The sequence below is a fragment of the Streptomyces sp. NPDC031466 genome, from assembly GCF_055581265.1.
In genome coordinates this window covers 83,413-99,570 of record NZ_JBVIJT010000013.1, presented here as the reverse complement: position 1 = coordinate 99,570, position 16,158 = coordinate 83,413, and the positions used below count along the sequence as shown (strand labels likewise).

General features: G+C 71.9%; 14 protein-coding genes. 4 read left to right on the top strand and 10 right to left on the bottom strand.

The genetic code is table 11. The annotated features are described in order from the left end of the window. Nucleotides 1–236 precede the first annotated feature (236 nt). Entirely contained in the window at nt 237–965 is a 729-nt protein-coding gene (locus ACZ5GP_RS29805; RefSeq protein ID WP_468753794.1) for a GAF and ANTAR domain-containing protein, read from the top strand. A gap of 23 nt (nt 966–988) precedes the next feature. Here the strand turns inward: ACZ5GP_RS29805 and ACZ5GP_RS29800 are convergent, their stop codons facing one another. The 3 genes from ACZ5GP_RS29800 to ACZ5GP_RS29790 all read right to left on the bottom strand — a co-directional run bounded on the left by ACZ5GP_RS29800 (nt 989) and on the right by ACZ5GP_RS29790 (nt 2,974). After that, entirely contained in the window at nt 989–1,444 is a 456-nt protein-coding gene (locus tag ACZ5GP_RS29800; protein WP_468753793.1) for a hypothetical protein, read from the bottom strand. A gap of 154 nt (nt 1,445–1,598) precedes the next feature. Continuing rightward, nucleotides 1,599–1,961 carry a helix-turn-helix domain-containing protein gene (locus ACZ5GP_RS29795; RefSeq protein WP_468753792.1) on the bottom strand — a complete coding sequence of 121 codons (363 nt, stop codon included), beginning with the start codon at nt 1,959–1,961 and terminating at the stop codon, nt 1,599–1,601. 92 nt (nt 1,962–2,053) lie between these two features. After that, the gene (locus ACZ5GP_RS29790; protein ID WP_468753791.1) at nt 2,054–2,974 is read right to left on the bottom strand and encodes a helix-turn-helix domain-containing protein; all 921 of its coding nucleotides are present in this window, start codon (nt 2,972–2,974) and stop codon (nt 2,054–2,056) included. A gap of 138 nt (nt 2,975–3,112) precedes the next feature. Between ACZ5GP_RS29790 and ACZ5GP_RS29785 the strand changes: the two genes are divergently transcribed. Both ACZ5GP_RS29785 and ACZ5GP_RS29780 read left to right on the top strand, forming a co-directional pair. Next, nucleotides 3,113–4,165 carry an NAD(P)-dependent alcohol dehydrogenase gene (locus tag ACZ5GP_RS29785; protein ID WP_468753790.1) on the top strand — a complete coding sequence of 351 codons (1,053 nt, stop codon included), beginning with the start codon at nt 3,113–3,115 and terminating at the stop codon, nt 4,163–4,165. A 226-nt stretch (nt 4,166–4,391) separates the two neighbouring features. Beyond that, a complete protein-coding gene (locus ACZ5GP_RS29780; protein ID WP_468753789.1) occupies nt 4,392–4,778 on the top strand; it encodes a VOC family protein in 387 nt (128 codons plus the stop codon). A gap of 145 nt (nt 4,779–4,923) precedes the next feature. On the opposite strand, the gene ACZ5GP_RS29775 is transcribed toward ACZ5GP_RS29780, so the two are convergent. The 3 genes from ACZ5GP_RS29775 to ACZ5GP_RS29765 form a co-directional block, all read right to left on the bottom strand. Further along, complete coding sequence (locus tag ACZ5GP_RS29775) at nt 4,924–8,256, bottom strand: S8 family peptidase (protein ID WP_468753890.1); 3,333 nt, start codon at nt 8,254–8,256, stop codon at nt 4,924–4,926. A gap of 239 nt (nt 8,257–8,495) precedes the next feature. After that, the gene (locus tag ACZ5GP_RS29770) at nt 8,496–9,758 is read right to left on the bottom strand and encodes a L,D-transpeptidase (RefSeq protein ID WP_468753788.1); all 1,263 of its coding nucleotides are present in this window, start codon (nt 9,756–9,758) and stop codon (nt 8,496–8,498) included. 329 nt (nt 9,759–10,087) lie between these two features. Next, a complete protein-coding gene (locus ACZ5GP_RS29765; protein ID WP_468753787.1) occupies nt 10,088–10,432 on the bottom strand; it encodes a hypothetical protein in 345 nt (114 codons plus the stop codon). A gap of 128 nt (nt 10,433–10,560) precedes the next feature. On the opposite strand from ACZ5GP_RS29765, the gene ACZ5GP_RS29760 reads away from it, so the two are divergent. Beyond that, on the top strand, nt 10,561–10,881 hold the full coding sequence (locus ACZ5GP_RS29760; RefSeq protein WP_468753889.1) for an LPXTG cell wall anchor domain-containing protein: 321 nt from the start codon (nt 10,561–10,563) through the stop codon (nt 10,879–10,881). Between the two features lie 33 nt (nt 10,882–10,914). Here the strand turns inward: ACZ5GP_RS29760 and hutH are convergent, their stop codons facing one another. From hutH to ACZ5GP_RS29740, 4 genes are all read right to left on the bottom strand, one after another. Further along, entirely contained in the window at nt 10,915–12,453 is a 1,539-nt protein-coding gene (gene hutH / locus ACZ5GP_RS29755; RefSeq protein WP_468753888.1) for a histidine ammonia-lyase, read from the bottom strand. Nucleotides 12,454–12,666: 213 nt separating this feature from the next. Beyond that, nucleotides 12,667–13,842 (bottom strand): GGDEF domain-containing protein, encoded by a 1,176-nt coding sequence (locus ACZ5GP_RS29750; protein ID WP_468753786.1) that lies wholly within the window; start codon nt 13,840–13,842, stop codon nt 12,667–12,669. A gap of 92 nt (nt 13,843–13,934) precedes the next feature. Then, nucleotides 13,935–14,732 carry an enoyl-CoA hydratase/isomerase family protein gene (locus ACZ5GP_RS29745; RefSeq protein ID WP_468753785.1) on the bottom strand — a complete coding sequence of 266 codons (798 nt, stop codon included), beginning with the start codon at nt 14,730–14,732 and terminating at the stop codon, nt 13,935–13,937. 95 nt (nt 14,733–14,827) lie between these two features. After that, a complete protein-coding gene (locus ACZ5GP_RS29740; protein ID WP_468753887.1) occupies nt 14,828–15,919 on the bottom strand; it encodes an adenylate/guanylate cyclase domain-containing protein in 1,092 nt (363 codons plus the stop codon). Nucleotides 15,920–16,158: the final 239 nt, after the last annotated feature.

The window sequence follows — 16,158 nt, the reverse complement described above, 5'->3', positions numbered from 1 at the left end:
CCGGAAACGGGCGGGGCGCGGACGCGGGGCGCCAGGGGGCGTACGGTGGGGAGACAGGCTGCCCGCACCCGAGCAGATGATTCGCCGCGTACGCGGTGGTTTCGGCCGCGTACGGCAATCCTGACATTGGCTTCCGATCATGGGCAGCATCGGCGGTTTGTGCCAAAGATCGGAAGCACGATCATGTACACACGCCTGGGCGCGCACGCGGCTGCCGCCCCCTTCGTCTGTCTCCCGTGACCGCGTTCCGGGCGGCAGCCACCGAGCTGGCCGCCCTGCACGCGAACCGCCCCGACCCGTCGAGCAGTCTCGTACGCGCGTGCCGGACCGAACTGAGTCACGCCAGTTCGGTCGGGCTGACGCTGGCAGCGGACGCGGCGCTGGCCCAGCGGGTCTCCCTGGCCGCCGCCGGCCCTCTCGCCGTCCGGGGCGAAGCCCTGCAGATCAATCTGGGCGAGGGGCCGTGCGTCGAGGCCCTCCGCCGTGGGCGGGCGGTGCTCGCCCCCGACCTGGACGACCCGGAACACACCGGCGACTGGCCGGTGTACGCCCAGCAGGCCCGCGCGCACGGCATCCGCGCGGCCTTCGCGTTCCCGGTCGCCCACCCCGTGGGAGCCGATCCCCGGCCCGGCCTCGTCCTGTCCGTCTACCGCGACCGGCGCGGTGCGCTGTCCGACGCGGATCTGGCCACCGCCCGCACCCATGTCCACGCGGCCGAGCTTCTCCTCCTGAGCGTTCCGGTCCCCGGCGAGGACGACGCCACGGACGCCTGGCTCCTGCCGACCGAGGCGGTCGTCCACCAGGCGACCGGCATGATCAGCTACCGCCACGCCGTCACCGCCGGCCAGGCCCTGGCCCTGCTCCGCGCCCACGCCCACTCCCGCCAGACCGACCTGGCCGACCTGGCCCACGCCGTCGTCCACCACGGCCTACAGCTCCCGGAGCCACCGCCCGCCCATTCCTGACGAGGGCTGGGGCTCAGGCGCTGTCAGTCGACTCCGAGGTCCCGCCGCATCACGTGGCGCAGTTCGGCGATGGCCGCGTCGTTCGCGGCCTCCGCCTCGGCATAGGCCTCGCTGTCGGCCGTCGCTCCTTCGAGGATGCGGTCCCGCGTCGTGCGCAAGGCGATGAAGGCCGACCTCGCCGCCTCTACGACGTCCGACGGGGCGATGATGGCCAGCTGATGGCGGATCTCGTAGGCGCCGGGCGCGAGGAAACCGTCGCGGACCTCGCGTGCGTACCCCTCGCTTCCGCGGGCAGCCCCGCCCGTGGTCCGCGCGGATTCGTGGAGTGCCGTACGGATGCGGGAGAGCGCCGCCGTGTATTCCGCGTACAGCTGGCGTCGCGTCGCCGTCGCGCGGTCCTCGCTCTCCCGCCGCCACCGGATCCGGTCGGCCAGGAGTGTCGCGCCGACACCGATCCCCGCGCCCAGCAGCGTACTCACCGGCGAAATCCACTCCATGGGAACGCGACTCTAACGGCCCTCCCCCGCCCCTCCGCCGCCGGCGAATCCGTCTCGGGCCGGGATTTCCGACGCTGGGAGTGGCGAGGGGCAACAGCGGGCGTACAGCGCGATGTTGGACAGACGACTCCCGCCCTCACGCGGCCAGTCGTACCTCGCCCCAGGAAGACGTCCTGGCCGGCCTCGTGCTGGGGAGGGCGGTCAGTTGGCGTTGGGCCAGGGAGAGGAGGTCGGAGAGGCCGAGGCCCAGGGCGTGGGCCGCGGCTGCGAGGACCTCGGAGGAGCCTTCCTTGCGGCCGCGCTCCAGCTCGGACAGGTAGGGCATGGAGATCTGCGCGGCGTCGGCCACGTCCTTGAGCGTGCGCTCCTGCGCCAGGCGCTCACGGCGCAGGACGTCACCCACGACGTCCCGCCAGAGAGGTTCCTTGGGGCGCTCCTCGACCGGTCGCAGGGGGATCACACGGGCTTCGTTCGGCTTCCGCCGCTCCTGGCTGCTCATCCTCCCAGCCTAGGAGCCAATCGCCCGGCGGGTGGCGCAGGGTGTTCCGCCACCCGCGAAATCCCGCCGACCGCGCCGCGTCGGGCACCGCGCTACTTCGCCGCCGAGCCCACCGACGTCGCGTCCCGGCCCCAACTGGCCAGCAGCCGCAGGCCCTGCGCCGACGCCGAGTCCGGCTCCGCGTGGTACATCACCAGGGACTGGTCGCAGTCGTCCGGCAGCCGCAGCGTCTCGTACGCGAGCGTCAGCTCGCCCACCAGCGCGTGCCGCATCCGCTTGACGCCGTGGCCCTTCTCCCGCACGTCGTGCGTGGCCCACAGGTTCCTGAACTCCTCGCTCTTCACGGAGAGTTCACCCACCAGGGCGGACAGCTGCGGGTCGTCGGGATAGCAGCCCGCGTCCATGCGCAGGAAGCTCACGATGTCGGACGCCTTGTGCTCCCAGTCCACGAACAGCTCCCGTGAACGTACGTCCAGGAAACAGATCCGCGCCCAGTTGCGGTCCTTCGGCGCCAGCTCGCCCCAGTCGCCGAAGAGCGCCGCGGCCAGCCTGTTCCAGCCGAGGATGTCCGTCCTGCGCCCCACGACGTACGCGGGCACGCCGTCCAGGGAGTCCAGGAGCCGGCTCAGCGCGGGCCGCAGATACTGCTGGCGGGTGGCCCGCTTCTTCTTCGCCGCCTTCGGCTTCGCGAGCCGCGTGAGGTGCGCGTGCTCGGCGTCGCTGAGCCGCAGGGCGCGCGCGATGGCGTCGAGCACCTCGCCCGAGACGTTGCGGCCGTTGCCCTGCTCCAGGCGCGTGTAGTACGCGACGGAGACCCCCGCGAGCTGCGCCAGCTCCTCGCGGCGCAGCCCCGGCACCCTGCGGTGCCGCCCGAAGCTGGGCAGCCCGACGTCCTGCGGCTGGAGCCGCGCCCTGCGGGTGCGCAGGAACTCGCTCAGCTCCGCGCGGCCGTCCAGGGACACGGCCTCGCCGCCCCTGGGGTGCCCGGCGGTGGCCTCGGGGTTGTCGTCCATGCGTTCCATTGTCCCAGGCCGTGGGCCCGTGTCGCGGGTCGTAGGCCCAGGAGCCTGACCCCACCAGTAGTAGGACCGCTGGACGTAGGCAGAACGGGTGGCTGGGTGATGTCGCAGGTCAAGGGCAGTGTCATAGGTATGACTGAGCAGATCACCACCGTTTCCGCCTACGCCGCTCCCGCCCCCGACGCACCCCTGGAGCGCACCACCGTGCCGCGCCGCGCCGTCGGCGAGTTCGACGTCCTGATCGACATCAAGTACGCCGGTATCTGCCACTCGGACATCCACCAGGCCCGGGACGGCTGGGGCGAGGGCATCTTCCCGATGGTGCCCGGCCACGAGATCGCCGGCGTCGTCGCCGAGGTCGGCCCCGGTGTCACCAAGTTCGCCGTCGGCGACCGCGTCGGTGTCGGCTGCATGGTCGACTCCTGCCGCGAGTGCGAGAACTGCCGGGCGGGCCTTGAGCAGTACTGCGCCAAGGGCAACGTCCAGACGTACAACGCGCTGGACAAGAACGGCGAGCCGACCTACGGCGGCTACTCCACGCACATCGTCGTGGCCGAGGCGTTCACCCTGCGCATCCCCGACGGCCTCTCCCTGGACGTCGCCGCGCCGCTGCTGTGCGCCGGCATCACCACGTACTCCCCGCTCAGGCGCTGGGAGGCGGGTCCCGGCAAGAAGATCGCCGTGGTGGGCCTCGGCGGGCTCGGCCACATGGCCGTCAAGATCGCACACGCGATGGGCGCCGAGGTGACCGTCCTCTCGCAGTCGCTGCGCAAGAAGGCCGACGGCGAGCGACTGGGCGCCGACCACTACTACGCGACCAGCGACGACGCCACCTTCGAGCAGCTCGCCGGATCCTTCGACATGATCCTGTCCACCGTCTCCGCGCCGCTGCCGCTGGACAAGTACCTGGGGCTGCTGCGCCCGGAGGGTGCCTTCGTGAACGTCGGCGCCCCGGAGGAGCCGGTCTCCCTCAACCTGTTCTCCGTGATCGGCGGCGGCAAGACCCTTGCCGGCTCCATGATCGGCGGCATCCGGGAGACCCAGGAGATGCTGGACTTCTGCGCCGAGCACGGGCTCGGCTCGGAGATCGAGCTGATCCGCGCCGACCAGATCAACGAGGCGTACGAGCGGGTCCTGGCCAGCGATGTCCGCTACCGCTTCGTGATCGACGCGGCGACGATCTGACGGCCCCCGTGGCCTGACGACCCTCGTGGCCCGACGACCGCGTGGCCCGACGACCGCGTGGCCTGAAGACGCCTCGGTCGCGGGACCTGGTCCGCTGGACGCGGCGGAACCGGGACCCGTGACCGATACGGGCGCCGGGTGCCCCGGCCTAGCGTGGGCCCTGTCCGCGCGGGGTCTTGTTCCGTGCGGGAGCACGCGGGTTTTCGGCACACGAGGAGGTCGCACGATGTCCATCGAGTTGAACCACACGATCGTCCCGGCCGTGGACAAGAAGGCGTCGGCGCGGTTCCTCGCCGACATCCTGGGGCTCGAGGTGGGCCCACAGTTCGGGCCGTTCCTGCCGGTGGAGATCCCCGGCGGTGTCACCCTCGACTTCTACGAGAGCGACGGCGGCCCGATCACCCCGCACCACTACGCCTTTCTGGTGTCCGAGGACGAGTTCGACACGATCTTCGGGCGCGTCAAGGAGCGGAGCCTGACCTATTCGGCCGATCCGCAGGGCCACCGCACGGGCGAGATCAACACGAAGGACGGCGGCCGGGGCGTCTACTGGGACGACCCGAACGGCCACCGCCTGGAGATCATCACGAAGCCCTACGGCAGCGGGAGCTGAGCCGGGGCGCTCACGGCCACCCGACGTACGGGGGCGGTGGCACGACGCGGCGCCGACGGATACCGGCGATACGTGATCGCCGGTCCCTTCGACGCCGCGCCGCGGGAACCGCGCCGACCGGGGCCGACGCGTCAACGGGGCAAGGTCACTTGCCGTAGTACGCGTTGAGGATCGACACCGTCGACTTGTTCCCCTTCTTGTCCGTGATCTTGGCGTGGAAGGAGATCCCCTCGCCCTTCGCGGGGTTCTTCACGCTGACCTTTCCGGACCTGACCTTCACTTCCTTCCACGTCTGGCCGTAGTCGTAGGACACGTAGACGTAGAGGGACTTGAGGTTCGAGCCCGCCGCCGCGCCCTGGAGCGTGACCGGCACGGACTGGGTCCTGCCGGCCTCCGCCCTGCTGCGCAGGTCGACCGCCGGGCTGAACCGTGCCGTGGAGACGGGCAGGCTCGCGCCCTCCACCTTCTTGGAGCGGAACTTGAAGCTCGCGTCGACCCGCGTGGTGGCGGCCGCCACCTTCACGGAGCGCTTCACGGACGTCTTCAGCTCGTACGCGGCATCGCCCGCGGGCACCTTGAACGGCTGCGCGCCGACCAGCGGGTCCTCGTTCTCGCCGACCTTGGTGCCGTTGCGGTACAGCGTCGTCTTCGCGGACGTGTAGAGCGAGGAGCCCACGTGGTTGGCCCCGTCCGCGAACAGCGGCAGGGAGCCGAAGATCTCGTTGCCCTCGCGGAAGACACCGAGGTCGCCACCGATACGCGGCCCGAACACGGCCGTGTTGAACGTCTTCTCGTAGCTCTGGCCGGCCTTGAAGGTCTGCGCGGCGCCGAGCGTGTAACCCGCGTCGACGATGGGCCAGCCCTCGGGGTCGAGCCCGGCGTGCTGCTCCATGGTCATGCCCCACTTCACCTTGTCCGCGGTGGACAGGTAGAGCGTCCGCGTGGTGGGCAGCGGCCGGGGAATGCCGATCGACGAGCCGCTCGAGCTGCCCGGGATGGCACCCATGGCATTGAGCGCGCCCTTCTTGCCGCTGGACGACGCGCCGAGGCGCGCCGTCACCTTGGCCAGCTCGTTCGCCTTGAAGTGCCGGGTGTAGCCGGTCGCGAGCTGCTTGACCTTGCCGCCGGTGACGACGTCGTACTCGGTGTCCTCACCCTGGGTCCAGTGCCCGTCCCACTGCTGGAACAGCGAACCGTCGGTGATCTGCGGGCCGAGATGGGCGGTGCGGAAGTTCGCGTACGAGTCGAGGAACCAGCCGAAGCCGTAGCCCGCCTCCGCGGTCTCGATATTGAAGTCCGGCGCGGCGAACTCCATCTTCGCGCCCGCCGCCGGCACCGTGATGTCCACCGGCTTCGTCGTCCGCGCGTCCAGCGTCACCGTGGTGTTCCTGGTGATGCTCAGCTTGGGCTGGGCGATCCAGTCGGTGCCCTTGGTGAAGTCCGCCGGGTCCACGGTGATCCCGGAGTTCAGGATGTAACCGCCCTTGGGCACGCGCACCTTGACGGTGCCCGACGCGTCGAACGGGTCGTACGACTTGTCCTTCGCGAGCCCGCTGACGCCTTCGAGGTCGACGTCGTAGGCCTTGGCCGGAGCACCGTCCCGGCCGGTCAGCTTCAGCGTCAGGTCGTAGGACTCGACCTCGTTGTCGACCACGGCGGCCGTCCGCACGGACTGCCCGTCGCCGGTCGCGACGACGTACGCGGAGTACGTGCCGTCCAGGGCGGCGCCCCGCTTGGGGTCGGCGGTCAGGTCGACCGCGGCCGCGCCGCCCGCGGGGACGGTCACCTTCTTCGCGCCGAGGGCGAAGAAACCGGACGGGGCCGGGCGGCCCTTGGGGTCGGTGCCGGAGACCGTGACGTCGAGGGTGATGTCCTTCTTGCCGACGTTCTTGTACGTCACCTTCTTGGTGACCGACTTGTCGTCGGTGTGCGGCCACCGCTGCGTACCGAAGCCGACCGACACCGGCTCGGCGAACACGCTCTGCTTGATGGCCCTGTCGACGGCGATACGGCCCGAACCCTGCTGGAACGGCGTGTACTTGCCGCCCTTCGTGGACGCCGTCAGGGCGCCCTTCAGCTCGGCGTACTTCCAGTCGGGGTGCTGCTGCTTCAGCAGGGCGGCGGCGCCCGCGACGTGCGGGGTCGCCATCGACGTACCGGAGATCGTCAGATAGCCCTCGGGCTGCTGGCCGACCTCCTTCTCGATGACGCTGCCCGGCGCGGCGGCCGCGGTGATGTCCACGCCCGGAGCCGTCACGTCCGGCTTGATGGCGCCGTCGCCGAGACGCGGGCCCTGGCTGGAGAAGTCCGCCAGCTTGTCGTCGCCGTCGACCGCGCCGACGGTGAGCGCGGAGTCCGCGCTGCCGGGCGAGCCGACGGAGCCGGGAGCGCCGTCGTTGCCGGCGGCGATCGCGAACAGGATGCCCTTGTCCGCGGAGAGCTTGTCGACCTGCGCTTCGAGCGGGTCGACACCGGGGGTGTCGCCGCCACCGAGGCTGAGGTTGACGATGTCGGCGCCCTCGGCCGCCGCCCAGTCCATGGCGGCGATGACGCCGGAGTCCTCGCCGTAGCCGTCGTCGCCGAGGACCTTGCCGTTCAGGAGCTTGGCGCCGGGCGCCACGCCCTTGAACCTGCCGCCCGACTTGGCGCCCGTGCCGGCCGCGGTGGACGCGACGTGCGTGCCGTGGCCGTAGCGGTCCTTGGCGTCCGGCGAGGGCGTGAAGTTCTTCTCGGCGACCACCTGGCCGGCGAGGTCCGGGTGGGTGGCGTCGACGCCCGTGTCCAGGACGGCGATCTTCACGCCCTTGCCGTCGAACCCGGCGGCCCAGGCCTTGTCGGCGCCGATCTGCTTGACGCTCTTGTCCAGGCTCGCCTTGCGGACGCCGTCCAGCCACACGTGGCGGACGCCGGCGGCGGCGGTACGGGTGTCGCCCTTGCCGCTGGTGAGAGCGGCCCACAGGTCGGCGGCGTCCTGCCGGGGCGTGGTGAGCGCGTCGGCGTTCAGCGACTTCAGGGTCCTGCGGACCGTGGTGTCACCGGCGGAGCGCACCTCGGCGCGGGCGCCGGTCGCGGCTCCCTGGTAGCCGACGATGACCTTCAGGCCCTTCTTCTGGGCCGCGCGGTTGCGCTTCTTGTTCAGTTCGGTGACGTCGAACAGCCGCTGGTCGATCCGGCCGTCGGCTATCAGGCGGCGCGCGTCGGCGGGTATCAGCAGCGTGTGTCCGCCGCTGCGCCGGACCTGTACGGGGATGTGCTCGCGCCCCTTGGCCCGGTCGAGTCCGACCACGCGGCCCTCGGCGTCCAGGACGGCCCGGTCGCCGGTGATCAGCGTGAGATGGGTGCCGGCCCCGGCGCTCGCGCCCCGAACCTGGTAGGCGGGCCCGCCCGGCGTCGGCGCCGCGGTGGCCGGGCTGGTCATGCCCGCCGCCAGTGCCACGGCCGCTGCCGCGGCGACGGTGGCCCCGCCCGCTCTCTTCACTTGTCTGTGCAAGTCTCCCCCTGGAGGTTAAGGAGCTGTCGCCCCTCGGAGAGAGAAGTATGCCGATGGTCGAACATCTGCTCAACAGTGGGGCGAAAGGGGAGAGTTGGTGCCCGCGGTACGGGTGCCGACACGGGCGCGGGATACGGGTGTGGACACGGGCGCGGCCCGCACCCCTCGTCGGAGTGCGGGCCGCGACCGTGCCGTGCCGTGCCGATGGGACGGCACCGTGAGTGGGATCAGACGGCGGAGCCGGCCTTCCACTGCGCCCAGTCCATGTTCCAGCCGTTGAGGCCGTTGTCCGGGGCGATGACCTTGTCGCCGGTGTTGCGCACGTCGACCACGTCACCGGTGATGGTGTTGTCGAAGAACCAGGCGCCGGGCTTGCTCTTGTCGCCCGCGCCCTTGGCGTCCTCGAGGCCGATGCAGCCGTGGCTGGTATTGGCCTGGCCGAAGATCGACGGCGAACCCCAGTAGTTGCCGTGGATGAACGTGCCGGAGGAGGACAGGCGCATGGCGTGCGGCACGTCCTTGATGTCGTACTCGCCCTTGCCGTCGCCGTCCTTGAAGCCGACGGTCGCGCCGTCCATGCGGGTCTCCTTGAACTTCTCGGAGATCACCATCTTGCCGTTGTACGTCTTGTTCTCGGGCGAGCCGGCGGAGATCGGGATGGTCTTGACGACCTTGCCGTCCCGCGTCACCTTCATCGTCTTGGTCTTCGCGTCGACGATGGAGACCTGGTTGCGCCCGATCTTGAACTGGATGGTCTTCTGCTGCACGCCGTAGACCCCGTCGGCGCCTTCGACGCCGTCAAGCTTCAGCTTCAGCGTGACCGTGGAGTTGCCCTTCCAGTACTGCTCGGGACGGAAGTCCAGGCGGTTGTTGCCGAACCAGTGGCCGACGACTTCCTGGCCGCTGGTGGACGACACCTCGATCGCGGACTGGACTTCCTTCTTGTGCGTGATGCCCTTGTCGAAGCTGATCGACACGGGCATGCCGACGCCGACCGTCGAGCCGTTCTCCGGCGTGAAGTTGCCGATGAAGCTGTTGGCCGGCGAGACGGTCGTGAACGTCGAGTTCTCGTGCGCCTTGCGGCCCTCGGAGTCCTCGGCGGTCGCCGAGATCCGGTACTTCGTGGCGCGTTCGAGCTGGGCGGTGGGCTTCCAGCTCGTCTTGTCGGCCGATATCTGACCGGCCACGGCATGCCCGTCGGCGTTCTTCATGGTCACCGAGCTGAGCGTGCCCTCGCTGACCGTGACCTTCGCCGCGCTGTTGATGCTGGCGTTGTCGGAGCCGTCCTTCGGCGCGATCTTGATCTGGGCGGCGGAGGTCTTCTTGGCCGCCGCCTCGTCGACCTGGTTCTGCGACTCCTTGCCGCCGGAGGCCTTGTCGCCGTCGTCGCCGTTGCACGCCGAGAGCACCAGCACGCCGCCCACGAGAGCGGACACGGCCGCCAGGCCCCTGCGTCCACGTACTCGTCCGCGACGCCTACTGTCCGTCATCACACGCATCTCCATAGTTGCCGAATCCCCGAATGCCGCCGACATCCCGGCCCGCCCCCGGGAGTCCCTCGTAACCCCGCATAACGTCCTGCCCGGTTCGTCCCGTTCCACTACCGGGCGGACTGTGGGGAACACCACGTCCGCGGTACTGGAACCGCCCCGTGCCTCCACTGTGCGGCATGGGACGGCTCACACGAAAACGATCACCGTGCGGGGGCGGGACGACGGGACCCCGGACGGCGGTCGCTGTCCGGGGTCCCCGATTCCGGATCTTCCAATCCGCGAATCGCCGCCGAGCACTTCAGTCACTCGTCCGACCACGCCGGCGACTACACCAGCTCGTCGTCCTCATCGTCAGCGTCGTCATCATCCTCGTCCGCCTCCCAGTCCGGCGAATCGGGGTCGTAGTCGATCAGCTCGCTGCTCCACGAGGCCTGCGTCAGCTCGATCCCGGGGACCTCGTCGACCAGGTCGAACGGGTCCACCAGATAGGCGAGGGCCTCCGCCACGTCCTCCTTGACGGCGGCCTGCGCGTGCGCGCGCTCCTCGGCGGGCATCCGCTCGTCCTGTGCGACGCGGTCCAGCGCGGCACCCGTCAGTTTCCCGGCGTCATCGACCTCCACCACCATTTCAACCCGCAGTCGCACAAACCGTGATGTCTCGTCTTCAGTCATATGACGGAGCGTACGGCCCGGGCCCCCCGCGACTTTCCCGCGACCCGCGCCTTTCACTACCATCGGCCCACACGGCCAATTCGCCAGCACCACAAGGGGGATCCGATTCCGTGTCCGCACGTCGATCCATGCTGACCGCCACCGCCGCCGGAGCCCTCCTCGGCGCCCTGTGGTTCGTCCCCTCCGCGAACGCGACTCCCACTCCCGCGCACGAGAGCGCCCAGGGCGAGCGGCCCGCGGCCTCGCCGGCCCGCCCCCACGAGGCGACCACGACCACGGTGACCACCACGGCGACGACCACCGCGACCGGCACCCTCGCCGACACCGGCGGCTTCGACACCACCCCGTACGTGATCGGGGGGACGGCCTTCCTCGGCCTCGGGGCGGGCTTCGTCGCCTACTCCGTACGCCGGGAACGCACGGGCGGCGCCCGGGGCGCGGCCTACTGACCGGCGGCGCCCCCGGCATCGGTGAGGACTCGCCTAGGCGAGCGGTCCGGTGACCGGCTCCACCGCCGCGAGCAGCGCGCCCGAGCGTACGAACGCGTCGGCCGCCGCCAGATCGGGGGCGAGGAAGCGGTCCGGGCCCGGGCCCTCGACGCCCGCCTCGCGGATGGCCTCGACGACCGCCCGCGTCGCGGGGGCCGGGGTGAGGCCCTCGCGCAGCTCGACGGCGCGGGTGGCGGCGTACAGCTCGATGGCCACGACGCGGGTGAGGTTGTCGACGGCCGTACGCAGTTTGCGCGCCGCCGACCAGCCCATGGAGACGTGGTCCTCCTGCATGGCGGAGGAGGGGATGGAGTCCGCCGAGGCGGGGACGGCGAGCCGCTTCAGCTCGCTGACCAGGGCCGCCTGCGTGTACTGCGCGATCATCAGGCCGGAGTCGACACCCGCGTCGTCCGCGAGGAAGGGCGGCAGGCCGTGCGAGCGGTTCTTGTCGAGCAGCCGGTCGGTGCGGCGCTCGGCGATCGAGGCGAGGTCGGCGGCGGCGATCGCGAGGAAGTCCAGGACGTAGGCGACCGGGGCGCCGTGGAAGTTGCCGTTGGACTCCACGCGCCCGTCGGGCAGGACGACGGGGTTGTCGACGGCGGCGGCCAGCTCGCGTTCGGCGACCGTGCGGGCGTGCGCCATGGTGTCGCGCCCGGCGCCCGCGACCTGCGGGGCGCAGCGCACCGAGTACGCGTCCTGCACGCGCGGCGCGTCGTCCTGGTGGTGGCCGGTGAGCTGCGAACCGGCGAGGACGGCCAGCATGTTGGCGGCGGAGGCGGCCTGGCCCGGGTGCGGGCGGATGGCGTGCAGCTCGGGGGCGAGGACCTTGTCCGTGCCGAGCAGGGCCTCCAGGGTGAGGGCCGCCGTGACGTCGGCGGACTTGTAGAGCTTGTCCAGGTCGGCGAGGGCCATGATCAGCATGCCGAGCATGCCGTCGGTGCCGTTGAGGAGGGCCAGGCCCTCCTTCTCGCGCAGCTCGACCGGGGTGATGCCGTGCGCGGCGAGCAGTTCGCCGGCGGGCTTCAGCTCGCCGTCGGGGCCCTCGGCGTCGCCCTCGCCCATCAGGGTCAGCGCGCAGTGGCTGAGGGGGGCGAGGTCACCGGAGCAGCCGAGGGAGCCGTACTCGTGGACGACCGGCGTGATGCCCGCGTTGAGGACGTCCGCCATGGTCTGCGCGACCTCGGGGCGTACGCCCGTGTGGCCGGAGCAGACCGTCTTCAGGCGCAGGAACATCAGGGCGCGGACCACTTCGCGCTCCACGCGCGGGCCCATGCCGGCCGCGTGTGAGCGGACGATGTTGCGCTGGAGCTGGGCGCGCAGGTCGGGGCCGATGTGGCGGCTGGCCAGGGCTCCGAAGCCGGTCGAGACGCCGTAGACGGGTTCGGGCTTGGCCGCGAGCGCGTCGACGATCTCCCGCGAGGCGGCGAGGGCGGCCCGCGCCTCGTCGGTCAGCTCTATCCGCGTGTTCCTGCGCGCGACGGCGATGACGTCCGCCGCGGTCGTCCCGGACGTCCCAAGGGCCACGGTGCCCACGCTGTGCATATCCATATTCAGCAGCGTACGTATTGAATCGCCAGGTGTCACGGGTGGCTGCCGCCCTGGCCGCTTACCCCGCCTCGACCGGGCCGCTCGCCCGCTTCGTGCGGGCCGCCGCCCCCGCATCCCCCGGGCTGCCGACTCCGCATCCCCCAGGGCCGCTGCCCCCGCTTCCCCTGGGCCGCTGCCACCGCTCCGGGGCGCGCCGCCTCACCCGTCCGGGGGCCGGGGCTCCCGACCCCGGAAGCGCCGGCGCTCTCGCGGCGCCCCCGCGCGCGGGGGCGAGTCGGCGAGGCGGACCACCGCGTCGGGGCCGCTCGCGCCGCCCTCGCGGCCCGCGACCACCGGCTTCGCCGAGCGCGCCGCCTTGGCGCGGTACTGGGCCGCGTCGGCGAGGCGGAACAGGCGCCGGGCCGAGCGCACCGGACCGATCGGGTCCCCGGTGGACGCGACCCCGCAGGCGACCCCGTCCCCCAGCTCCAACTCCGCCGCCCGTACGCACAGTTCGTCGGCGACCCGCACCACCTCGTCGGCACTCGGTCCGAGGGACAGCAGGCAGAACTCGTCCCCGCCGAGCCGCGCGGCCAGCGTCCCCGGGAGCATCGCGCCGCAGAGCGAAAGGATCGAGCCGAAGCGTTCCAGGAGGCGGTCGCCGACCGCGTGGCCCCGGGTGTCGTTGACCCGCTTCAGCCCGTTCAGGTCGCAGACGACGAGGCTCACCACGGCGCCCTCGGCGCGGTGCCGCTCCACCGCCTCGTCGAGCCCGAGGTCCACCGCCCGCCGGTTGGCGAGGCCGGTCAGCGCGTCCGTGAAGGCCAGCCTGCGCACCTCCTCCAGACGCTCGGTCTGGGCGATCCCGGCGGCGGCGACCGCCGCGAGGACGGTGGCGAAGTCGGCGTCGGAGCGGCCGAAGACGGGCGCCCCCGCAGGCCGGGCCACATACAGCTCGCCCCAGGCCCGTCCGTGCAGCACGATCGGCGCGACCACGCAGCAGCCGCGGCCGCGCCGGCGCAGCGCCGTGACGCGCTGGTGGCAGTAGCCCGCCGAGCTGCCACCCCGGGGGCCCTCGGCGGTCTCCACCCACGCGTTCGGCTCGCCGCCACCCACCCAGCGCTCGTGCAGGAACTCGGTGATCTCCGGGAACTGGTGGACGGGGTAGGCCTCCCGCTCCGGGAACTCCTCCTCGCCCTCGGCGCGTTCGCCCGCGTTCACGAGCACGCGCAGCCGCCCGAGGTCGCGCTCCCACACGGACAGCGCCGCGAAGCTGCCGCTCAGCGCGCGGCAGGCACCGAGGGCGGCCGCCCGCCAGGACTCACGCGGAGTCTGCGCGGCGGCCATCCCCTGCGCCAGCTCCACCACGGCCCGCAGCCGGACATCCTCACCCATCACTCCAGGTTATGACGTTTGCGGCAATGTGGAACTTCGGGACATAAAGCCGCTTATATCCCGGGGCGGCGCGCACCCGGCCGGGAAGGCGTTCACTCCCCGGGCCACTGGGGCGCGCGCTTCTCGTTGAACGCCGCGACGCCCTCCGCCCGGTCGCCGGAGAACGCCACCGTGCGCCACGCGGCGTCCTCCACCTCAAGGCCTGCCCGCAGGTCGAGGCCGTGCCCCAGGCGCAGGGCACGCTTGGCGGCGCGCAGGCCGACCGGCGAGTTGGCGGCCATCCGGGCGCCCAGCGCGAGCGCTTCGGCACGGGCCTCGCCGTCCCGCACCAGTACGTCGACGAGCCCCAACTCCCGGGCCTCGGGCGCCTCCACGCGCCGCGCCGAGAAGATCAGCTCGGCGGCGCGGGCGGCGCCGACACGGCGCGGCAGGAGCTGGGTGCCGCCACCGCCCGGGATGACGCCGACGGACACCTCGGGGAGCCCGACGACGGCGGTCGGGTCGGCGACGATGACGTCGCAGGAGAGCGCCAGCTCGAAGCCGCCGCCGAGGGCGAATCCGCGGACGGCGGCGATGGTGGGCATGGGCAGCTCCAGCACACCGGTGTAGCAGGCCCGGGAGGTGGGCCGCTGGCGCAGCAGCTCGGCGTCGCTGAGGGAGTTGCGCTCCTTCAGGTCGGCGCCGACGCAGAAGGCCCGCTCGTGGGTGGACGTCACGACGACGACCCGGGCGGCCGGGTCGTCGGACAGGGCGGCGCAGGCGGCGGCGATGGAGCGGGCCATCTCCAGGGAGACGGCGTTCATGGCCTTCGGGCGGTCCAGGACCAGCTCCACGACGTGGCCGTGCCGCCTGACCGCCACGTACTGCCCGTACCGCTGCTCGTCGCCCATGACCGACGCCTCCTGTGGTTAACGACCGTTACCCCAGGATCATGTCAGCCGGGCGCCGCACCGGAAAGAGCCCCGGGGCCCGGAAGAGGGGCACCTCACGTACGGCGGGCCAGCAGCCACGGCTCGACGACACCGAGGCCGCGCACGGGCCGCTGCCACATCGGCTGGAGTGCGAAGCGGTACGAGGGCGGCTCCTCGCCCTCCTTCTCCGCCGCGGCGGCCGCCTCGGCGGCCTGCGCCTCGGAGGCCGGCGCGTCACCGGTGCGCGTCAGCTCCTCCGCGAACGCCCCGTCCACGAGGACCGCGTCCCGGGGCGCTATCGAGGTGAGCCGGCTCGCCAGGTTCACGGTCGTGCCGAAGACGTCGCCCATGCGGGTCGTCACGGTCCCGAAGGCGATGCCGACGCGCAGCTCGGGCATCGTCTCGTCGTTGGCCATGGTCTCGATGAGCCGCAGCGAGATCTCCGCGGCGACGCCCGCGTCGTCGGCCGCGTACAGGACCTCGTCGCCCAGCGTCTTGATGAGCCGGCCGCCGTGCGCGGCCACGAGGTCCGCGGCGGTGGTCTCGAAGGCCTCGACCAGCTCGCCCAGCTCCTCCTCCTCCATGCGGCGGGTCAGCCGCGTGAAGCCGACCAGGTCGGCGAAGCCGACGGCCAGGCGCCGGTCGACCATCTCCTCGTCGTCCGCCGCCTGCACGACCCGGCCCGTGGCGGCGGCCAGCTGGCGGCGCCACACGTAGACGAGGAACTCCTCCAGCTCGGGAAGGAGCAGTTCGACGAGCGGGTACGTGACCTCGGTGCGGGTCATGCCCGGCTCGGGCGGTTCGGTCAGCCCCTCCAGGAAGGAGTCGATCTGCCACTCGGCGAGCCGCGCCGTGGTCTGGCCCGTGGAGCGGGCCACCTGCACCGCCATGGCCTCGCTCAGCAGACCCGCCTCGACCAGACCGGCCAGCCGCCGCAGGGCCAGCACATCGGCCTCCGTCAGCGCCTTGGCCTGGCCGATGTCGGGGAAGCCCATGGCCCGCCAGAAGCGGGACGCCAGCTCCATCGAGACGCCCGCGCTGCGCGCCGCCTGGAACGGGGTGTAGCGGCGGTCCGCGCCGAGGATGAGCTGTTCCAGCTGGAGGGCGAGGGGGTTCTTCGCGGGCCCGCCGTCCGCCTTGTCGTCCTTCTCGTCCACTTCGGGAATCCCGGAGGCGCCGGCCCCGGCGTCGGGACCGCGCTGTGCGCCCGCGCCCGAGCCCGTGTCGTCGACGCTCACGCCTGCTGCCCTTCCGATCTGCCGCGGTCAGGTATCGACCCGCGCCAACTTTACGGCAGGTGTGCCGCAGCTCACTCCCGACTCCCCGTGACCTCGCGCGCGGGCCCCTGCAGGAGGCCTTCGGTGTCCGTGCCGTTCCCCCGCCGTTTCCCTGCCGTTCCCGCGCC